The organism is Sphingomonas sp. GW821-FHT02B09 (assembly GCF_059421875.1).
In genome coordinates, this window is sequence record NZ_JBWKVV010000002.1 from 860,217 (window position 1) to 879,717 (window position 19,501).

16 protein-coding genes, 1 tRNA gene and 1 riboswitch are annotated in these 19,501 nt (G+C 67.4%); of the genes, 11 read left to right on the plus strand and 6 right to left on the minus strand.

Translation table 11 applies throughout. The annotated features are described in order from the left end of the window. Positions 1–42: 42 nt before the first annotated feature. The 4 genes from AC07U4_RS11980 to AC07U4_RS11995 all read left to right on the plus strand — a co-directional run bounded on the left by AC07U4_RS11980 (position 43) and on the right by AC07U4_RS11995 (position 7,890). Entirely contained in the window at positions 43–1,953 is a 1,911-nt protein-coding gene (locus AC07U4_RS11980) for a putative bifunctional diguanylate cyclase/phosphodiesterase (RefSeq protein ID WP_495179306.1), read from the plus strand. Continuing rightward, entirely contained in the window at positions 1,953–3,830 is a 1,878-nt protein-coding gene (locus AC07U4_RS11985; protein ID WP_495195548.1) for an ATP-binding protein, read from the plus strand. Before AC07U4_RS11980 ends, AC07U4_RS11985 begins: the two co-directional genes overlap by 1 nt. Positions 3,831–3,998: 168 nt before the next feature. Further along, entirely contained in the window at positions 3,999–6,614 is a 2,616-nt protein-coding gene (locus AC07U4_RS11990) for a TonB-dependent receptor (protein WP_495195549.1), read from the plus strand. A gap of 73 nt (positions 6,615–6,687) precedes the next feature. Continuing rightward, positions 6,688–7,890, plus strand: coding sequence for a histidine-type phosphatase (locus AC07U4_RS11995; protein WP_495195550.1), 1,203 nt, complete (start codon positions 6,688–6,690; stop codon positions 7,888–7,890). On the opposite strand, the gene AC07U4_RS12000 is transcribed toward AC07U4_RS11995, so the two are convergent. Beyond that, entirely contained in the window at positions 7,887–8,204 is a 318-nt protein-coding gene (locus AC07U4_RS12000; protein ID WP_495195551.1) for a hypothetical protein, read from the minus strand. The two genes, AC07U4_RS11995 and AC07U4_RS12000, sit on opposite strands and share 4 nt — an antisense overlap. A 60-nt stretch (positions 8,205–8,264) precedes the next feature. Next, entirely contained in the window at positions 8,265–10,229 is a 1,965-nt protein-coding gene (locus tag AC07U4_RS12005; protein ID WP_495195552.1) for a glycoside hydrolase family 84 protein, read from the minus strand. Positions 10,230–10,367: 138 nt separating this feature from the next. Further along, a riboswitch (SAM-I-IV-variant riboswitch) is annotated at positions 10,368–10,477 on the plus strand. 50 nt (positions 10,478–10,527) lie between these two features. On the opposite strand from AC07U4_RS12005, the gene AC07U4_RS12010 reads away from it, so the two are divergent. Then, positions 10,528–11,595 carry a threonine aldolase family protein gene (locus AC07U4_RS12010; RefSeq protein WP_495195553.1) on the plus strand — a complete coding sequence of 356 codons (1,068 nt, stop codon included), beginning with the start codon at positions 10,528–10,530 and terminating at the stop codon, positions 11,593–11,595. 64 nt (positions 11,596–11,659) lie between these two features. Here the strand turns inward: AC07U4_RS12010 and nusG are convergent, their stop codons facing one another. From nusG to AC07U4_RS12030, 4 genes are all read right to left on the minus strand, one after another. Further along, positions 11,660–12,196: a transcription termination/antitermination protein NusG gene (gene nusG, locus AC07U4_RS12015; RefSeq protein ID WP_037534189.1), complete on the minus strand. Its 537-nt coding sequence runs from the start codon at positions 12,194–12,196 to the stop codon at positions 11,660–11,662. A 10-nt stretch (positions 12,197–12,206) separates the two neighbouring features. After that, the gene (gene secE, locus AC07U4_RS12020) at positions 12,207–12,404 is read right to left on the minus strand and encodes a preprotein translocase subunit SecE (RefSeq protein ID WP_017979500.1); all 198 of its coding nucleotides are present in this window, start codon (positions 12,402–12,404) and stop codon (positions 12,207–12,209) included. Positions 12,405–12,595: 191 nt separating this feature from the next. Beyond that, entirely contained in the window at positions 12,596–12,739 is a 144-nt protein-coding gene (locus tag AC07U4_RS12025; protein ID WP_137898699.1) for an LPXTG cell wall anchor domain-containing protein, read from the minus strand. 98 nt (positions 12,740–12,837) lie between these two features. Continuing rightward, a tRNA-Trp gene (locus AC07U4_RS12030) sits at positions 12,838–12,913 on the minus strand. A gap of 130 nt (positions 12,914–13,043) precedes the next feature. Between AC07U4_RS12030 and AC07U4_RS12035 the strand changes: the two genes are divergently transcribed. From AC07U4_RS12035 to rpsJ, 6 genes are all read left to right on the plus strand, one after another. Next, complete coding sequence (locus tag AC07U4_RS12035; protein ID WP_245640716.1) at positions 13,044–14,063, plus strand: alpha/beta fold hydrolase; 1,020 nt, start codon at positions 13,044–13,046, stop codon at positions 14,061–14,063. A gap of 218 nt (positions 14,064–14,281) precedes the next feature. Further along, positions 14,282–14,653, plus strand: coding sequence for a 30S ribosomal protein S12 (gene rpsL / locus AC07U4_RS12040; RefSeq protein WP_010185487.1), 372 nt, complete (start codon positions 14,282–14,284; stop codon positions 14,651–14,653). Positions 14,654–14,710: 57 nt separating this feature from the next. Then, positions 14,711–15,181, plus strand: a complete 471-nt coding sequence (gene rpsG / locus AC07U4_RS12045; RefSeq protein WP_037534182.1) for a 30S ribosomal protein S7 — start codon at positions 14,711–14,713, stop codon at positions 15,179–15,181. An 84-nt stretch (positions 15,182–15,265) separates the two neighbouring features. Further along, complete coding sequence (gene fusA / locus AC07U4_RS12050; RefSeq protein WP_038663410.1) at positions 15,266–17,362, plus strand: elongation factor G; 2,097 nt, start codon at positions 15,266–15,268, stop codon at positions 17,360–17,362. A gap of 179 nt (positions 17,363–17,541) precedes the next feature. Beyond that, positions 17,542–18,735 carry an elongation factor Tu gene (tuf, locus tag AC07U4_RS12055; protein ID WP_038663408.1) on the plus strand — a complete coding sequence of 398 codons (1,194 nt, stop codon included), beginning with the start codon at positions 17,542–17,544 and terminating at the stop codon, positions 18,733–18,735. A gap of 271 nt (positions 18,736–19,006) precedes the next feature. Next, positions 19,007–19,315 (plus strand): 30S ribosomal protein S10, encoded by a 309-nt coding sequence (gene rpsJ / locus AC07U4_RS12060; protein WP_007406109.1) that lies wholly within the window; start codon positions 19,007–19,009, stop codon positions 19,313–19,315. Positions 19,316–19,501 lie beyond the last annotated feature (186 nt).

Genomic DNA, 19,501 nt, shown 5'->3' on the forward strand with positions numbered 1-19,501 from the left:
TTGCTTACCTCTCCGCCAATGAGGAGAGGGAAGTTCGTGTCGATGACTGCCGCTGCATCCGAACGCCTGTCACCCCGGCGCCTGCTCGTCGTTGACGACGAGCCGGCGATGCACGACAGTTACGTCCGCAGCTTCGTCCGCCAGCGCGGGGCGGAAGAGGATGCGCTCGGCGTGATGGCGGTGGATTTGTTCGGTGCCGATGCCGCGCGCGATCCCGACGAAGCCGAGCCGTTCGAGCTTACCCTCTGCCATCAGGGGCATGAGGCGGTCGCCGCGGTCGAGGCGGCGCAGGCCGCCGGGACGCCGTATGCCGTCGCCTTCATCGACATCCGCATGCCCCCCGGCATCGACGGGCGCGAGACCGCGCGCCGCATCCGCGCGATCGATCCCGAGATCAACCTGTGCATCGTCACCGGCTTTTCGGACTTCTCGCCGATCGAGATCAGCAAGGTCGCCGGTCCCGTCGACAAGATCTTCTACATCGCAAAACCGTTCGAGGTCGCCGAGATCATCCAGACCGCGACCGCGCTGGCCCGCCGCTGGGAGGTGGACCGCGAACTCGCCGCGGCGCGCGTGCAGCTCGCGCAGCAGATCGTCCAGCTCGAGGAACAGGCCGCCGAACTCGCCGCCAACGAGAGCCGCGCGCTGCACATGGCGACGCACGATTCGCTCACCGATGCGCCCAACCGGCTCGCCTTCCTGCGCGCGCTCGGCGATCGCGCCCGCCGCCCCGGCCTGTTCGCGACCGCGATGTTCGATCTCGACCGGTTCAAGATCGTCAACGATACGCTCGGTCATCTCGCCGGCGACGCGCTGATCCGCGACGTCTACGCCATCCTTCAGGCGCATGCGCCCGCAGGCGCGGTCGTCGCGCGGCTCGGCGGCGACGAATTCGGCGTGCTGTTCGACGCCGCCGGCGAGGACGCCGCGGTGATGGCGTGCGACCGCATCGTCGCCGCCTGCGCGGGCACGCATCAGGTGTTCGGCAATTCGGTGCAGAGCGGCGCCTCCGCCGGGGTCGTCGTCGTCGAGGGCAGCGGCTGCGACCCGATCGACGCGCTGCGCCGCGCCGATCTCGCGCTCAACGACGCCAAGCGCGCCGGCCGCAGCGTCACCCGCCTGTTCGACGAGAGCATGGACGAGGGCATCCGGTTCCGCCGCCGTGTGGAACAGGGGCTCGCCGCCGCGATCGGTCGCGGCGAACTCAGCCTCGTCTATCAGCCGATCGTCGGCCGCGGCGACCTCGAGGTGATCGGCTTCGAGGCGCTGGTACGCTGGAACACCGAGGAATATGGGCCGATCAGCCCGGCGATCTTCATCCCGATCGCCGAGGAATCGAACGTCATCCACGATCTCGGCGACTGGATTCTCGACGAGGCGCTGAAGACGGTGCAGCGCTTCCCCGGCCAATATGTCTCGGTCAATTTCTCGCCGCGCCAGTTCCGCCGTCACAATTTCGTCGGCCATGTCATGGAGAGCGTCCAGCGCGCCGGCGTGCTGCCCGGCCGCGTCCAGATCGAGATCACCGAAACCGCGATCTTCGACGATGCCGAGCGCGCCGCCGAGACGCTCTATCGCCTCCGCCAGATGGGCTTCCGCATCGCGCTCGACGATTTCGGCACCGGCTATTCCTCGCTCTACAACATTCGCAAATTCGCGCTCGACAGCCTCAAGATCGATCGCAGCTTCATCGACGGCATGGGGCGCGAGCGCGAGAGCGCGGCGATCGTCCATTCGATCATCCATCTCGGCCGGGCGCTGGGGCTGGAGGTGATCGCCGAGGGCGTCGAGACGCCGGCACAGGTGCAGGCGCTGCGTCTCGCCGGCACCAGCCACCTGCAGGGCTTCTTCTTCTCGCCGCCGGTCGCCGCCGACCATGCGATCGCGCTTGCCGAGCGGCGGGTGATCGGCGGTACGCCAGGCGACCGGGCGGATACCGGAACCAACGGCTGATGCGCCTTCCCGCGCTCGCGGCGTGGTCCTGGCGCGCGCGACCGGGGCGGGCGATGTCGCTCGGCGCCAAATTGGTGCTGATCCTCACCTTGGTCGGCGTCATCGGTGCGCTCGGCATCACCGTGCTGCTCGCCGGGATCATCACGCCGAGCTTCGACGCTTTGGAGGCCAAGGCCGTACAGGGGCACGTCGACCGAACCCGTGCGGCGCTCGCCGATTATGCCGCCAAGGTCGAAACCGCGGTCCGGGACTATGGCGATTGGACGCAGGGCTACGACTATATGGCGACGCCGCCGCCGGCGTCGCCCGCGGCCGCCGCATTCGAGCGCGACGGCGTCTCGCGACGTGCGCTGCGCGATCTCGGGGTGCAGGGCATCGCCTATGTCTCGGCTGACGGCGGCGTCCGCGTCGCGCGCTGGCGCGATGCGTCCTCGGGGGCGACGCACCGCGCGCTGCAGGCGGCGTTGGCGCAGGTCGCCGCCGATGCGGATCTCGCCCGCATCCTCGGCAAAGGCGCGTCGGCGCATTTCTACGCGCGCGTCGGCCCCGACATCGCCGCGATCGGCGTCGCGCGGGTGCGCCGGTCCGACGGCAGCGGCGATCCGCGCGGCTATGTGCTGATGGCGCGCGTGTTGACCGCGCGCCAGCTGTCCGATTTGTTGCGGCTCGACGCCCGGATCGGTCCCGCCGCGGATGCCAGCGGCCATGTCGCATCGGCCCGCGGGCGGATGACGATCGCCGTGCCGATCCGTGCGCCCGATGGCCGCGCGATCGCCACCGCGCGCTTCGACGTCACCCGCGACGCGACCCTGCTCGGCCGGCGCATGCTGCTGTTGGCGGTCGCCGGTTCGACCTTGCTGCTGCTGATCGTGCTTCTCGTGCTGCGCCGGGTGATCGCCCGGCTGGTGCTGGCGCCGTTGCAGCGTGTCGAGCGTCACATGCAGCGCGTCCGCGCCTCCGGAGCGATCGCCTTGTTCGAGGGCGATCGCCGCCGCGACGAATTCGGGTCGCTCGGCCGCAGCCTCAACGCGATGCTCGCGCAGCTCAAGGACCTGCGCGAGCAGATCGAGGTGCAGAGCTTCGCCCTCGGTCGCAGCGAGAGCGCGGTCGCGGTGATGCACAACGTCCGCAACGCGCTCACCCCGATCAGCACCATCCTGACCCAGGGCATCGCCCAGCCGCCGCCGATCGATCGCGCCACCGTCGAGCGCGCACTCGCCGAGCTCGCGCTCGAGACGCTTCCGCCCGAACGCCGCGCGCGGCTCGCGACCTTCGTCACCGCTGCCTTCGCCGCCGAGGTCGCCGGGCGCGAGACGATGCGCGGCGAGCTGCGTGTCGGCCGCGAGGCGATGGCGCACGTGCTCGAGATCATCGGCCAGCAGCAGCAGCAGGCGCACGACCGCCCGCATCTCGAACGCTGCGACCTCAGCGACATCGTCGCGCGCAACGCCGCGATCGCGCGCTATGCCGATGCCGCCTCGATCGCGTTCAGTTTCCCCGCCGGGTCGTATTACGTGCGCGCCAATCGCGTCATCCTCAGCCAGGTGATCGGCAATCTGCTCGGCAATGCCGCCGAGGCGGTCGCCGCCACCGGCAGCGACAGCGGCAGCATCGGCGTGTCGATCCACCAGTCGGGCGACGTGGTGACCGTCCACATCCGCGACGACGGCGAAGGCTTCGACGCCGCCACCGGTGCGACCGTATTCCAGCGCGGCTTCTCGACCCGCGAACACAAATCCGGTGGCCTCGGCCTGCACTGGTGCGCCAATTCGATGACCGCGATGGGCGGCACGCTGCGGCTGGAGAGCGAGGGCCGGGGCATGGGCGCGGTCGCCATCCTGACGCTCCGCACCGCGACGGCGGATGGCGCGGCATGAGCCCAAGGTTCCCTGTCTGAATTCCAAGACGGATCGCGGGTGTTCGGACACGTGCTGTTGCAGACCGGCAACGTAACAGAACGGTTATGCAAATGCCGCCATTCTGTCATTCGGCCTGCCTAGCCCGCCCGCTTGGGTGCTCCCCAGGAGCGCGTGGGGGATGTGGTGATGAAGACTGTTGCACTGATGGCGGGCGTGTCCGCGCTCGGCCTGTTCGCGGTGCCGGCGGCGGCGCAGAGCAGCGATGCGGCGCACGACACCGCGACCGCGCAGGAAGCGGCGCAGGTCGACGTGCAGACCGATGCCGATATCGTCGTCGTCGGCACCGCGCAGGGCGAGAAGAAGGCGATCGAGACCAAGCGCCGCGCCGACAATTTCGTCGAAGCGCTCTACGCCAACGATGTCGGCAAACTGCCCGACCAGAACGTCGCCGAGGCGGTACGCCGCCTGCCCGGACTGTCGGTCGCCAACGATCAGGGCGAAGGCCGCTATGTCATCATCCGCGGCATCAACCCCAATCTCGTCAACGTCGTGCTCAACGGCCTGACGTTGCCGGCGCCCGAACCCGACGGCCGTCAGGTCAAGCTCGACGACATCCCTTCGGCGCTGATCAACTCGATCGTCGTCACCAAGTCGCTGACCGCGGATCAGGACGCCAATGCGATCGGCGGCGAGGTCAACATCCGCACGCTGACCGCGTTCGACCGCAACAAGCCGCTCTTCGCCGATGCGCGCATCCAATATGGCGCCTATCACCTCAACGGCGGCCATCCGTGGGAGGGCGACGCGCAGGTCGGCGGCCTGTTCGGCCCGGACGGGCAGTTCGGCGCGGTGCTGTCGGTCAATTATTCGAAGCGGCCGATCGAATCGGAGAATTTCCAGGGCTCGACGAGCTGGCGAGTGCCGGCATCGTCGACCGGCGCCAACCAGAGCTACGTTCTGCCGGACCAGCTCGGCCTGCGCGATTACAATCTGACCCGGACCCGCAAGGGCGTCGTCCTCAATCTCGACTGGCGGCCGAGCGACGCGGTCAAGCTGTTCCTGCGCGGCACGCTGTCGCGGTTCGACGACAATGAGACGCGCGACCAGTTCATCATCGACAACCAGTCTGCCTTCACCAATCAGACCGCGACCACCGGCACCTTCCGCGGTCGCGGCAGCGTCCGCGTCCGCCGCCGGCAGGAGACGGACAACACCAAGTCGGTGCAGGGCGGCGGCAGCTTCGCGTTCGGTGGCGACGCGACGCTCGATCTCGCCGGCGGCTGGACCCGCGCGCAGAAGCGCGACCCGCTGCGTTCCGAATATAGTTTCCGGACCGGCGGCAGCGCGCTGACCGTCAATTACGACGTGTCCGACACGCCCTATGTCTTCACGCCGACGGTGCAGCCCAACGCCAACCAGAGCGCCTATGGCTTCAACAGCGTCAATTACGAGACGCGCAATGCGGTGGAAACCTTGTGGCAGGGGCGCGCCGACCTCACCGTGCCGCTGAGCCTCGGCAGCGACAGCAGCATCAAAATCGGTGCGAAATATCTCGACCGCAACAAGACCAATGCGCGCGACGTGCTCAATTACGGTCTCACCACCGGCCGCAGCTTCACGCTCGCCAACGTCTCCTATCTCGGCGACACCAGCTTCTACGACGGTGCCTATCCCTTTCCGGTGCGGGTCGGCTACGATCGTGCGCAGGCGTTCCTCGCCGCCAATCCCGGCACGATCGCGGTCAACGTCGGGTCGAGCCGCACCAACAGTCTCGCCAACGACTATGACGTGCGCGAGAGCATCGCGGCGGTGTATGCGATGGCGACGCTTCATCTCGGCACGCTGACGCTGGTGCCCGGCGTCCGCGTCGAGAACACCCGCGACCGGACCAAGGGCAAGCTGATCACCGCCGCCTCGGCGCTGAACGCCGATTACAACGCCTTCGGCCGCAAGAGCTACACCGACGTCTTTCCGGGCCTCAACGCCAAATGGGAGGCGGCGAACGGCCTGATCGTCCGCGGTGCCGCGACCACCGCGATCGGCCGTCCGAACTACCCCGACCTGTCGCCCTATGTCGCGGTCGACACGACCACCTCGCCGACGACGGTCACGCTCGGCAATCCCGGCCTCAAGCCCTACAAGGCGGTCAATCTCGACGGCGCGGTCGAATATTATTTGCCGGGGCAGGGGCTTCTGTCGGTCGGCTATTTCTACAAACATATCGACGATCCGATCTACACGGGCACGCGGATCAGCCAGTCAGGCACCTATGCCGGCCAAGCGTTGACCGGCGTCAACGTCGTCCAGCCGCTCAATCTCGACAAGGCCGAGGTGCAGGGGATCGAGGCGAACGCGCAGGTCCGCTTCACCTTCCTGCCCGGTGCGCTCGACGGCTTCGGCTTCGCGGTCAATTACGCGCATATCACCGGTCATGGCAGCGGCACCGTTCCCGGCCAGCCGCCGCGCACCGGCGACCTGCCGTTGTTCCTCCAGTCGCGCAACGTCGGCACCGCGCAAATCTTCTACGAGAAATACGGCGTCGCGATTCGCGCCGCTTACTCCTATCGCTCGCCCTACCTCGATACGATCGGCACCAGTGCGGCGACCGACCAATATACCGACAGCAACGGCCAGCTCGACGTCAACCTCAGCTATGAAGTGACGCCGCAGCTCACCTTCTTCGGTCAGGCGCTCAACCTCACCGATGCGGCGTGGCGTCGCTATATCGGATCGAAGCCGCAATTGGTCGAGCGCGAACGCTATGGCTACAGCTTCCGCTGGGGCGCCCAGCTGCACTTCTAGGCGACGAGGGAAGGTGCTGCGACAGGTGCAGCACCCGACGGGTGGCGATCGCTGCCTCAGGAGAGGACAAGACATGAAACGCCTGCTCATCGCCACGCTGGTCGCCGGTATGGCCACTCCCGTCGCGGCACGCGAGCCTGCCGCTCCGGCCGGCCTCACGCTCGACCGCGTCGTGCTGCTGATGCGCCACGGCGTCCGCCCGCCGACCAAGTCGCCGCCGCTGCCCGCGGGCAGTGCGCGCGACGCATGGCCGCAATGGCCGGTCGCACCCGGCTATCTCACGCCGCACGGCCGCGCCGCGCTGGTCCAAGTCGCCCGCTACGACCGCACCACCTGGACCGCCGCCGGCCTGCTGCTGCGCCGGGGCTGCGCGCGCCTCCGAATCGTCGCCGACAGCGACCAACGGACGATCGAGACCGCACGCACCTATGCCGCCGATCTGGCTCCCGGTTGTCCGTCGGCGCCCGAGCACAAGCCACAGGACGTCGCCGACCCGCTGTTCTCACCGATCGACGAAGGTGCGGTGCCGTTCGACGCGGAGGAGGCGCGGGCCGCGGTGCTCGCCGCCGCCGGTCCCGCCGGCATCGCCGCCGAGGAACGCCGCCTCGCCCCGCTCTTGACGCGGCTCGACGTCATCCTCTGCGGCAAGCCCACGCCCGGGTGCGGCATCGCCGCCACGCCGACCGGCCTCGCCCCCGCACGACCCGGCAAGCGCCCCAAGCTTACCGGTGCGCTCGATCGCGCCTCGACCGCGGCCCAAATTCTCCTGCTCGAATATGCCGACGGCAAAGCCATGACCGACGTCGGCTGGGGCCGCGCCACGCCGGCCGACATCGGCCGGCTGTCCGAGCTGCACAGCGCCGAATTCCGGCTGCTCGCGCGTCCGCGCTACGTCGCCAAGGCCAATCTCGCGCTGCTCGCGCCGCTGATCGCCGAGTCGCTCGGCGACGACGGGGCCGCGGCGGTGACGATGATCTCCGGCCACGACACCAATATCGCCAGCCTCGGCGGGCTGCTCGACCTGCATTGGCGCGTCCCGGGCCTCGCCGCCGACGATCCGTCGCCGGGCGGCGCGATCATCTTCGAACGGCTGCGCGATGCCGCCGGGGACCGATACGTACGCGCACTCTTCCGATCGCAGACGCTCGATCAGATCCGCAGCGCCGCACCGCTTGCGGCGCCCTATGTCGCGGTGCTGCCGATCCCCGGCTGCAAGGCGCGTGGCGTCGCCGGCCTGTGCACGCTCGCGGAGTTCCGCGCGGCGTTGCTGCGCTAGCGCCCGGACGCCCTGTCGCCCGGCTTTCGCAGCGTCGCCAGGAAGCGCGGCAGCAGACCGGTCGTGCGCAGCGCCGGCAGATAGGCCGCCGATTCGCAGGACGCGCGACTCCGGTCGATATGGTCGCAGCGCGCGATGCCGCCGCCCGCCGATCGCGGCAAGGCGCGGTCGAGTCGCCGCCGCTCGCCGGCGGGCAGCGCATCGCGGAAATCGTCGAGCCGCTGCAACCGCTCGCCCGCGGGCAATGCGGTGAATCGCGCGGGCACCGCCGGCACCGCCGACCCCGCGAGCAACAGGGACCATAGCACAGCCATGTCAGCCTCCATGTTCGCTCCCGGACCGTTACGATAGCACGATCCGGGGCGGCGAACAGGTCAGTCGGCGGCGGCGTTCGCCGGCGGCGTCGCAATCAGCGCCGGCGCGTCCGCGACGAACCGGTCGAGCACGCCGTCGGCGATCTTGATCGGGCCGTCGAACCGGGTCGCGCCGGGGATCGACGGGATCGCTGCCGCCTCGGCCGCCAGCCGCTTGGCATCGGCGAAATAGCGCATTGCGGCGCCGCTGCCGCGATTCGCCGCATCGAGTCCCGCGGCGGTCAGCTGCAACGCGCGGCCCCAGCGCTGCAAGGCATCGAGCCACGGCCGCGCCTGCGCGGCGAAGGCGGGATCGACCGTGCCCGAGCGGATGATGTCCGACGCCCCCGCCAGTGCGTCGGCGCGCTGCGCGAGATCGGCGATCGCCGCCTGCCGCGCCGCCGCGTCGCCCTCGGCCAGCGTCTCGCGCAGGTCGTCGAGCAGCGCCTTGAGCTGCGGCGCCTGCGGCTGCCACGGCTGGCTGCCGAAGGTCGGCGCCATATGCTGCGTGTCGAAGAACAGCAGCAGCGCGGCGGTGGCCTGCGCGTCGCCGCCGGCCAGTTCACGCGCCGCGGCATGCCAGGTCAGCGTCGGGTCGTAATCCCGGTCGTTCCACGCGAAGGCGGCGACGCCGGTCACCGCGACGCGACTCGGCGCCTCCTGGTTCATCGGGTTGGACAGGATGCCGGTCAGCTCGCCCGATAGCCCCGCCTCGCGCCGGTCATAGGGCGCGAGCAGCAGCCGGCCGGTGGTCTGGGCGTAATCGTTGACCGGATAATTGTCCCACAGCAGCGTCTTGCGGCCGAACGCCTTGGTCGCCGCCTTGGCGTCGGGGATCGAGATCGCGGGCGGCACCACGTCGGTGCCGGTCCATTGCACGACGATGCGCGGATCGAGGTGCTGGCGCAGCGCCGCCTTGTACGGCGTTTCCTTGGCGTCGTAATATTCGGTCGGCACCATGATCAGCGGCCGCGCCTTGGGGTCCTTGGCGGTCAGGTCCTTCTGCACCGTATTGAGCAATTGCGACTGGGCGACGCCTGCCGCCTGCGCGCCGGACGGCCCGAAGGCGGCGGTGTCGCGTTCGCAATTCCACTTGGTATATTCGATGTCGTCGAGCGCGACGTAGAAACTGTCGATGCCGATCGCGCGCAATGCGTCGAACTTGCGCTTCAGCGCCCTGGCGTCGGCGGGATCGGAGAAGCAGACGGTGGGGCCGGGCGAGATCGCATAGACGAAGTCGACGTGGTTGCGCCGCGCCGTCGCCGCCAGCGTACCGAGCTCGTTCAGCGTCGCGGCGGGATAGGGTTCGCGCCAGCGCGCCCGCGCGAACGGATCGTCCTTGGGGCTGTAGACATAGGTGTTCGCCTTGACGCTGGCGAGGAAGGCGAGATGCTTGGTGCGGTCCGCCATCGTCCACGGCGCGCCGTAGAAGCCCTCGATCGTGCCGCGGATCGGCATCGCCGGATGATCCCGGATCACCAATGCGGGCAGCGTCTGCCGCCGCGCGAGCTGGCGGAAGGTCTGGGCGGCGTGGAACAGGCCGTCGGCGTCCTGGCCGGCGAGCGCGATCAGGCTGCCCTTATCGCGAGCGAGACTGGCGATCGTATAGCCTTCGGCATGGCCGTCGAGCGTCGTGCCGCTGCGCGCGAGCGCGTCGCGGATCACGCCGGCGTCGCCGGTGCCGAGCACGACATAGGTCCGGTCGAGCGTCTTCGGCACCGCACGCGCACTGGCGATCGTCGTCACCCCGGCGGCGGTCAGGATGCCGCGGACCAGCGCGACCGTCTCGCCCTGCGTCCCGGGTGCGACCACCAGCACCACCGAATCACCGAGCGCCACCGCGCCGTCGCCGAGCGTGATCGACGCGGGCGCGGGGAAGATCGCCGGCAGCGTCGCCGGTTCGGCCGCGCCCGCCGCAGCGGCGAACCCCGCCAGCGTGGCCGCCACTGCCGCATATACGCCGATTCCGCCCTTGCGCCGCGTCATCCTGTGCCTCCGGTATCCAATTGGTATTACGCAGGCTTAGGCAGATGTCGCACCCGCGGCAAGCCGGACGCCGCACCGGCCCCGTCGAGACACGCTTCGTCACCCTCTTGATCGTATACGCCATGGCCGCTAAGGGCGCGGCAGCATCAAGAGTCGGGACGACGCCCGACACCAACCTGCTCCCGAGCAAGGTGGTGCCTCCATGCAGATGGAGGGATGTGGCCGGACCGGCAACCAACGGGATCACGCCACACGTCGCTTCGTCTCTGGTGCATCGAACCGGAACAAGGACAGCGACGTGACCGACGCCCAGCAATTCGCCAGCGACAATTATGCCGGAATCTGCCCAGAGGCGTGGCAGGCGATGGACCGTGCGAATCGCGGCTCCGCCAGCGCCTACGGCGACGACGACTGGACGCAGCGCGCCTCCGACGCCTTCCGCGACCTGTTCGAGACCGAATGCGAGGTGTTCTTCGCCTTCAACGGCACCGCCGCCAATTCGCTCGCGCTCGCCTCGCTCTGCCAATCCTATCATAGCGTGATCTGCTCGGCGCAGGCGCATGTCGAAACCGACGAATGCGGCGCGCCCGAATTCTTCTCGAACGGCTCGAAACTGCTCGTCGCGCCTACCGAGAGCGGCAAGCTCGATCCGCAGGCGATCCGCAAGCTCGCCACCGGGCGCGCCGATATCCATTTCCCCAAGCCGCGCGTCGTGACGATCACCCAGCCGACCGAGACGGGGCAGGTCCATACCGTCGCCGAGGTGCAGGCGCTGTCGGCGGTGTGCCGCGAACTCGGCCTGCGGCTGCACATGGACGGCGCGCGCTTCGCGCATGCCTGCGCGACCTTGGGATGCAGCCCGGCGGACATCACCTGGCGCGCCGGCGTCGACGTATTGTGCTTCGGCGGCACCAAGAACGGCATGGCGGTCGGCGAGGCGGTGCTGTTCTTCGATCCCGCGCTCGCGCAGGATTTCGACTATCGCTGCAAACAGGCGGGGCAGCTCGCCTCGAAGATGCGCTTCCTGTCGGCGCCCTGGGTCGGCCTGCTGGAAAGCGGCGCCTGGCTGAGCAACGCCCGCCACGGCAACGCCTGCGCCACCCGGCTCGCGGCGGCGGTTGCCGATTTGCCCGGCGTCGACCTGATGTTCCCGGTCGAGGCGAATGCCGTTTTCCTCACCGCGCCCGACACGGTGCTCGACGGCCTGCGCGCGCGCGGGTGGCGCTTCTACACCTTCATCGGCGGCGGCGCGCGGTTCATGTTCGCCTGGGATGCCGATCCGGCGCGCGTCGACGCCCTGATCGCCGACCTGCGCGCCGTCGCGGGGGATGCGGGCGCGGACGCTTTCGCCTGCGCGGCTGCCTGAGCCGGATACGACAAGGGCCGGAGCGTCGCCGCTCCGGCCCTTCGTACCGCGACACTGGTCGCGATTACTTCGAGCGTTCGACCTGTTCGAAGTCGAGTTCGACCGGGGTGGCGCGACCGAAGATCGACACCGACACCTTGACCTTCGACTTGTCGAAATCGAGTTCCTCGACGATGCCGTTGAAGCTCGCGAACGGCCCTTCGAGCACCTTGACCGCATCGCCGATCTCGTAATCGACCTTGACCTTGGTCTTCGGCGCCGCGGCGGCCTCTTCCTTGCTGTTGAGCATGCGCGCGGCCTCGGCCTCGCTGATCGCCTGCGGCTTGCCCATGCTGCCGAGGAAGCCGGTCACCTTGGGCGTGTTCTTGACGAGATGGTAGACGTCGTCGTTCATGTTGAGCTTGGCGAGGACGTAGCCGGGCATGAACTTGCGCTCGACCGCGATCTTCTTGCCGCGGCGGGCCTCGGTCACCGTCTCGGTCGGCACCTCGATCTGCTCGACGAGCTGCTCGAGCCCGAGCCGCGTCGCTTCGGCCATGATCGCGTCGCGGACCTTGCCCTCGAAGCCCGAATAGGCGTGAATGATGTACCAGCGCGCCATTGGAAAACCCTTACTTCGCGAGCTTGAGCAGCGCCTGGACGACCGCGTTGAAGAACGTGTCGACGCCCAGGAAGAACAGCGCGAGGATCGTGGTCATGATGACCACCATCACGCCCGTCATGATCGTCTCGCGCCGGGTCGGCCAGACGACCTTCTTGGTCTCGGCCTGCACCTGACGGATGAATTCGATGGGGGTCGTCTTCGCCACTGTTTTTTCTCAAAACCCGCTGGAATCACGAAAATCCGTGTCGCTGAAGACATAAGGCCGCTGCCGCTTCCCTCATGTGGGGAACCGGCGTGGCCCGTCCTCAGCTGTCGGATGGCCTGCGCAGATAGCCGCGCGGGCCGGTAAAGGCAAGTCCGCCGGGAGGCGCCGCGCCGACGCGCCCGCGGCGCAACTCAATGACCGTAGGTCTTGATCCCGCGCCGGCGCAGCTTCTCGCGCTTGCGCTTGCGCAAATATACGATCAGCGTCGGTATGCCGATCAGCAGCAACACGCCGATAATGGCATAAACCAGCGTAAATCGAGTAGCCTCATCCATGCCCGCTTTATAGCAGGCCGAATGTCGGCGTCACCGCCAATATGACAAAAAATTCATTGCGTTCGGTCAAGGTCCGGCCGGCGCGTCGCGGGCGGGACTGGCAGGAGTGCACGGACTCGAACCGTGGGCCCTCGGTTTTGGAGACCGATGCTCTACCAACTGAGCTACACTCCTGCAGCGCCGCGGCCTCTACCGCCTTGCGAAAAAAAGGGCAAGACGGTCCTGTGCGATCGTCATCGCACGGGTGACGGGCGGTAGCGTTCTCATTATGGGGCAGTAACGAAACAGGCACGGGAGACGACGGTTGGCGAAGATCATGGCGACGGGTGCGGCACTGGCGCTCGCATGTCTGCCTGCGGTCGGAATCGCCGCCGATCCGGTCGCGGTGCCCGAGCTCGGCCCCAATCTCGAACGCTTCACTTATCCCTGGCCGGTGCAGACGATGACCTTCGACATCGTCGGCCAGCCTGCGACGATGGCCTTCATGGACATCGCCCCGGCGCGGCCGAACGGCCGCAGCGTGGTGCTGCTGCACGGCAAGAACTTCTGCGGCGCGACGTGGGAAAGCAGCGCGCGGGCGCTCGCCAATGCCGGCTATCGCGTCCTCGTTCCCGACCAGATCGGCTTCTGCAAATCGGCCAAGCCGCGCGCCGCCCAATATAGTTTCGAGATGCTCGCGTCCTTCACCCGCCGGCTGATGGAGGCGCGCGGCATCGGCCGTGCGGCGATCGTCGGTCATTCCTTCGGCGGCATGCTCGCGATGCGCTTCGCCATCCTGTACCCGGAGGCGGTCGAGCGGCTGGTGCTGGTCAATCCGCTCGGCCTCAAGGACCGGTCGGAGGAGGGGTTGCCGTACGTCGACGTCGACACGCTGTGGGCGGGCGAGCGCAAGGCGAGCTACGCGTCGATCAAGGCCTATCAGCAGCAGAATTACTATCACGGCACCTGGAAGCCGGCCTACGATCGCTGGGTGTGGATGCTGGCGGGCATGTATCAGGGGGCGGGGCGCGACGCGGTGGCGCTCGCCCAGGCAAAGACCAGCGAGATGATCAAGACGCAGCCGGTCGCGCACGAGCTGTACCGTCTGAAGCCGCCGACGACGCTGCTCATCGGCACGCTCGACCGGACCGCCTTCGGCCGGGCGCAGACGCCGCCCAACCTGCGCCAGTTCCTCGAGGCGATTCCGATCGTCGCCAAGAAGGCGGTGACGCAGATGCCCAATGCGACGCTCGTCCCGCTCGACGGGCTTGGCCATTCGCCGCAGGTCGAGGATCCGGCGCGATTCGAGAAGGTGTTGCTGGCGACGCTCGCCGCGCGGCGCTAGGCGGCCCGCTCGGGGGACGGGCGCCCCGTTGACCCGCGGCGCGACTCTGCGTATAGGCCCGCCCCGTCCGTCGGAGCGATCCGTCGGACATGCTTGAACATTGCTGGATGCAAAGTTGTGGGGCCGGGGTGGTGCATGCGCCGCCATCCGTCCCTTTTTGTATTCCGAAGTGCTGTGAAGGCTCCAGCAAAGTAACCCACATACGAGGTGAAGGCTTCATGCCGACGATCAACCAGCTGGTCCGCAAGGGCCGCGACCCGCAGAAGGCCAAGTCGAAGGTCCCTGCGATGGAGCAGAACCCGCAGAAGCGCGGCGTCTGCACCCGCGTCTACACGACGACCCCGAAGAAGCCGAACTCGGCGCTGCGCAAGGTGGCCAAGGTCCGCCTGACCAACAGCCGCGAAGTCATCAGCTACATTCCGGGCGAAGGCCACAACCTTCAGGAGCACTCGGTGGTCCTGATCCGCGGCGGCCGTGTGCGCGATCTTCCCGGCGTCCGCTACCACGTCCTGCGCGGCGTGCTCGATACGCAGGGTGTCAAGGATCGCCGTCAGTCCCGCTCCAAGTACGGCGCCAAGCGTCCGAAGTAAGCCGGATGTCCCCTCTGCGGGATCATCCACCAGGCTGAAGTTAGAAAGGTTTTTGAAATGGCACGTCGTCGTCGTCCCGAAAAGCGGGTCATCCTGCCTGATCCCAAGTTCGGGGATGAGGTTCTCTCGAAGTTCATGAATTCGGTCATGCTCGACGGCAAGAAGTCCGTCGCGGAACTGATCGTCTACGGTGCGCTCGAAACCGTCGAAAGCCGCGCGAAGCGCGAGCCGATCGGCGTGTTCCATGACGCGCTCAACAACATCAAGCCGGGCATCGAGGTGCGTTCGCGCCGCGTCGGCGGTGCGACCTATCAGGTCCCCGTCGAGGTCCGTCCGGAGCGCGCCCAGGCGCTGGCCATCCGCTGGCTGATCGCCGCCGCCCGCGCGCGCAGCGAGAACACCATGTCGGCGCGCCTGTCGGGCGAGCTGATGGATGCCGCCAACAACCGCGGCAACGCGGTGAAGAAGCGCGAAGACACGCACCGTATGGCCGAAGCCAACCGCGCCTTCAGCCACTACCGCTGGTAAGGCTTGGAAGCCTCGACCTTCTAACCTATATCGTGGGGAGCCGGCGGAAGCTGCGCTCCCCACATCTCTAAGGAAACCACGATCATGGCCCGCAGCCATCCGCTCGATCGCTATCGCAACATCGGCATCATGGCGCACATCGACGCCGGCAAGACGACCACGACCGAGCGCATCCTCTATTACACCGGCAAGTCCTACAAGATCGGCGAAGTGCACGAAGGCACCGCGACGATGGACTGGATGGAGCAGGAGCAGGAGCGCGGGATCACGATCACGTCCGCCGCGACCACGTGCTTCTGGTCGGCTGACGAGGGCAAGGGTGCGGAACACCGCATCAACATCATCGATACCCCGGGCCACGTCGACTTCACGATCGAGGTCGAGCGTTCGCTGCGCGTGCTCGACGGTGCGGTCGCCTGCTTCGACGGCGTCGCCGGCGTCGAGCCGCAGTCCGAAACCGTGTGGCGTCAGGCCGACAAGTACGGCGTGCCGCGCATGTGCTTCGTCAACAAGCTCGACCGCACCGGTGCCGATTTCTATTTCTGCGTTGATTCGATCATCGAGCGTCTCGGTGCGCGTCCGGCCGTCCTGTACCTGCCGATCGGCATGGAAGGCGGCTTCAAGGGCCTCGTCGACCTCGTGAACAACCGCGCGATCATCTGGCTCGAGGAGAGCCTGGGCGCGAAGTTCGAATATCAGGACATCCCTGCGGACATGGCCGAGAAGGCCGCCAAGTATCGCAGCGAGCTGATCGAGATGGCGGTCGAGCAGGACGATGCGCTGATGGAGGCGTATCTCGAGGGCAACGAGCCGTCGGTCGCCGACCTCAAGATGCTGATCCGCAAGGGCACGCTCGGCATGGCATTCGTGCCGGTCGTCTGCGGCTCGGCGTTCAAGAACAAGGGCGTGCAGCCGCTGCTCGATGCGGTCGTCGACTATCTGCCGTCGCCGCTCGACGTTCCGGCGATCAAGGGCGTGAAGCTCGACGGCGAGACGCCGGACGAGCGTCCGTCGGACGACACCGCGCCCTTCTCGGCGCTGGCGTTCAAGATCATGAACGATCCGTTCGTCGGCACGCTGACCTTCGCGCGCATCTACTCGGGCAAGCTCGAGGCGGCGTCGCAGGTGACCAACTCGGTCAAGGACAAGAAGGAAAAGGTCGGCCGCATGCTGCTCATGCATGCGAACGACCGCGAGGACATCCAGGTGGCCTATGCCGGCGACATCGTCGCGCTGGCGGGTCTCAAGGATACCACGACCGGTGACACGCTCTGCGCGATCAACGCCCCGATTATCCTCGAGCGGATGGAATTCCCCGAGCCCGTGATCGAGCTGTCGGTGGAGCCGAAGACCAAGGCCGACCAGGAGAAGATGGGCGTCGCGCTCAATCGTCTCGCGCGCGAGGACCCGTCGTTCCGCGTCTCGTCGGACGCCGAATCGGGCCAGACGATCATCAAGGGGATGGGCGAGCTCCACCTCGAGATCCTCGTCGACCGCATGAAGCGCGAGTTCAAGGTCGAGGCCAACGTCGGCGCGCCGCAGGTGGCCTATCGCGAATATCTCGCGAAGAAGGTCGACATCGACTACACCCACAAGAAGCAGTCGGGTGGTTCGGGTCAGTTCGGTCGCGTCAAGCTGACGGTCGTCCCCGGCGAGCGTGGCTCGGGCTTCCAGTTCTTCGACGAGGTCAAGGGCGGCAACATCCCGAAGGAGTATATCCCCTCCGTTGAGAAGGGCATGCGCGAGACCGCCGAGACGGGTTCGCTGATCGGCTTCCCGATCATCGACTTCGAGGTCCATCTGTACGACGGCGCCTACCATGACGTCGACTCGTCGGCGCTGGCGTTCGAGATCTGCGCGCGCGGCGCGATGCGCGAAGCGGCCCAGAAGGCCGGCATCAAGTTGCTCGAGCCGATCATGAAGGTCGAGGTCGTCACCCCCGAGGATTATCTCGGCGACGTCATCGGCGACATGAACAGCCGTCGTGGCCAGATCCAGGGCACCGACAGCCGCGGCAACGCGCAGACGGTCGAGGCGATGGTGCCGCTGGCCAACATGTTCGGCTACGTGAACCAGCTCCGCTCGTTCACTCAGGGCCGCGCGCAGTACAGCATGCAGTTCTCGCACTACGACGAGGTCCCGACCAACGTCGCCGACGAGATCAAGGCGAAGATGGCCTGAGGCGCACGGGGCCAGGGCGACCTGGCCCCGGGATGCCGAAAGGCCTGCCACCCGCGCCTGATGCCGGCGGTCGCCGGACTTAGGCTGCGGGCAGGGGCTGGCGTTACCAATCATCTACCGCTAAAGGGCCGCGTTCGCGTGGCCCCGGCGGCACCGAATTCGAATCAGAAGGTAGGAAAATGGCTAAGGCAAAATTCGAGCGGAACAAGCCGCATCTCAACATCGGTACCATCGGCCACGTCGACCATGGCAAGACGTCGCTGACCGCCGCGATCACCAAGGTGCTGGCAGAGACGACCGGCGGCACCGCCGTCGACTTCGCGAACATCGACAAGGCGCCGGAAGAGCGCGAGCGCGGCATCACCATCTCGACCGCGCACGTCGAGTATGAGACGCCGAACCGCCACTATGCGCACGTCGATTGCCCGGGCCACGCCGACTATGTGAAGAACATGATCACCGGCGCCGCGCAGATGGACGGCGCGATCCTGGTCGTGTCGGCCACCGACGGCCCGATGCCGCAGACCCGCGAGCACATCCTGCTCGCCCGTCAGGTCGGCGTGCCGGCGATGGTCGTGTTCATGAACAAGGTCGATCTGGTCGACGACGAGGAAATCCTCGAGCTGGTCGAGCTGGAAATCCGCGAGCTGCTCAGCTCGTACGAATTCCCGGGCGACGACATCCCCATCATCAAGGGGTCGGCGACCTGCGCGCTGTCGGGTTCGAACGACACGTTCGGCAAGGACGCCGTGCTCGAGCTGATGAAGCAGGTCGACGAGTACATCCCGCAGCCGGAGCGTCCGCTCGACAAGCCGTTCATGATGCCGATCGAGGACGTGTTCTCGATCTCGGGTCGCGGTACGGTCGTCACGGGCCGCGTCGAGACCGGCATCGTCAAGGTCGGTGAGGAAGTCGAGATCGTCGGTATCCACCCGACCGTCCGCAAGACCACCGTCACCGGCGTCGAGATGTTCCGCAAGCTGCTCGACCAGGGCCAGGCCGGCGACAACGTCGGTGCGCTGATCCGCGGTGTTGCGCGCGACGAAGTCGAGCGTGGCCAGGTGCTCTGCAAGCCCGGCTCGATCAAGCCGCACACCGACTTCCAGTCGGAAGTGTACGTGCTGTCGAAGGAAGAGGGTGGCCGTCACACGCCGTTCTTCGCCAACTATCGTCCGCAGTTCTACTTCCGCACGACGGACGTGACCGGCACCGTCGAGCTGCCCGAGGGCACCGAGATGGTCATGCCCGGCGACAACATTTCGCTCGGCATCAAGCTGATCGCGCCGATCGCTATGGACGTCGGCCAGCGCTTCACCATCCGTGAGGGCGGTCGTACCGTCGGCGCGGGCGTCGTGAGCGAAATCGCCAAGTAATACCCGGACCGGCGCCACGGCGCCGGCCCGATCGAAAAACAGCGGCCCGGCACTCCCAAAAAGGAGTGTCGGGCTGTTGCTATTTAATGAGGGCTCCTTTAAGGGCGCTCCTCCAAGTTTTACTGAGTTACGGCTCTTTCTCGTCGTCGCGCTGCATCCGTCATAACGGGCAGCCGATCTCATCCCGCCGGTCCAGCACCAGCGGCACGAGTCCTCCGCCAACCGGCGGTGGAGACGGCCGGGGTCGTGCTCCTTCGCATCGGTAGGGATCATGGACAGCAATATCCGCATTCGCCTCAAGGCGTTCGATCATCGTGTGCTCGACCAGGCGACCGGCGACATCGCCGACACCGCGCGCCGCACCGGCGCGCTCATCCGCGGCCCGATTCCGCTTCCGACCCGCATCGAGAAGTTCACCGTCAACCGCGGTCCGCACATCGACAAGAAGTCGCGCGAGCAGTTCGAGGTCCGCACCTACAAGCGCATGCTCGACATCGTGCAGCCGACCCCGCAGACCGTGGACGCGCTGATGAAGCTCGACCTCGCTGCCGGCGTTGACGTCGAGATCAAGTTGGCGTAATGGCCCGCATCCCGCGGTCGACGTGAGTCCCGCGGGTTTGCTGTTTTCCGCTCAGGCGGAGCAGCGGTTCGGGACCTTCGCCACGGCGGAGTACCTGACAGACACGAGATACCGCCGGCCGCTTCGGTTGCCGGGCCAGCGTCTCCCGTCATGTTCCCGGCAACGGGGGCGACCAGCCCGGGACGG

What these genes read in the sequence shown, in the direction of transcription:
- AC07U4_RS11980 (WP_495179306.1), top strand. Translation starts at nt 43, where the DNA reads ATGACTGCCGCTGCATCCGAACGCCTGTCACCCCGGCGCCTGCTCGTC.
- AC07U4_RS11985 (WP_495195548.1), top strand. Translation starts at nt 1,953, where the DNA reads ATGCGCCTTCCCGCGCTCGCGGCGTGGTCCTGGCGCGCGCGACCGGGG.
- AC07U4_RS11990 (WP_495195549.1), top strand. Translation starts at nt 3,999, where the DNA reads ATGAAGACTGTTGCACTGATGGCGGGCGTGTCCGCGCTCGGCCTGTTC.
- AC07U4_RS11995 (WP_495195550.1), top strand. Translation starts at nt 6,688, where the DNA reads ATGAAACGCCTGCTCATCGCCACGCTGGTCGCCGGTATGGCCACTCCC.
- AC07U4_RS12000 (WP_495195551.1), bottom strand. Translation starts at nt 8,204, where the DNA reads ATGGCTGTGCTATGGTCCCTGTTGCTCGCGGGGTCGGCGGTGCCGGCG.
- AC07U4_RS12005 (WP_495195552.1), bottom strand. Translation starts at nt 10,229, where the DNA reads ATGACGCGGCGCAAGGGCGGAATCGGCGTATATGCGGCAGTGGCGGCC.
- nusG (WP_037534189.1), bottom strand. Translation starts at nt 12,196, where the DNA reads ATGGCGCGCTGGTACATCATTCACGCCTATTCGGGCTTCGAGGGCAAG.
- AC07U4_RS12025 (WP_137898699.1), bottom strand. Translation starts at nt 12,739, where the DNA reads ATGGATGAGGCTACTCGATTTACGCTGGTTTATGCCATTATCGGCGTG.
- rpsL (WP_010185487.1), top strand. Translation starts at nt 14,282, where the DNA reads ATGCCGACGATCAACCAGCTGGTCCGCAAGGGCCGCGACCCGCAGAAG.
- rpsG (WP_037534182.1), top strand. Translation starts at nt 14,711, where the DNA reads ATGGCACGTCGTCGTCGTCCCGAAAAGCGGGTCATCCTGCCTGATCCC.
- fusA (WP_038663410.1), top strand. Translation starts at nt 15,266, where the DNA reads ATGGCCCGCAGCCATCCGCTCGATCGCTATCGCAACATCGGCATCATG.
- tuf (WP_038663408.1), top strand. Translation starts at nt 17,542, where the DNA reads ATGGCTAAGGCAAAATTCGAGCGGAACAAGCCGCATCTCAACATCGGT.
- rpsJ (WP_007406109.1), top strand. Translation starts at nt 19,007, where the DNA reads ATGGACAGCAATATCCGCATTCGCCTCAAGGCGTTCGATCATCGTGTG.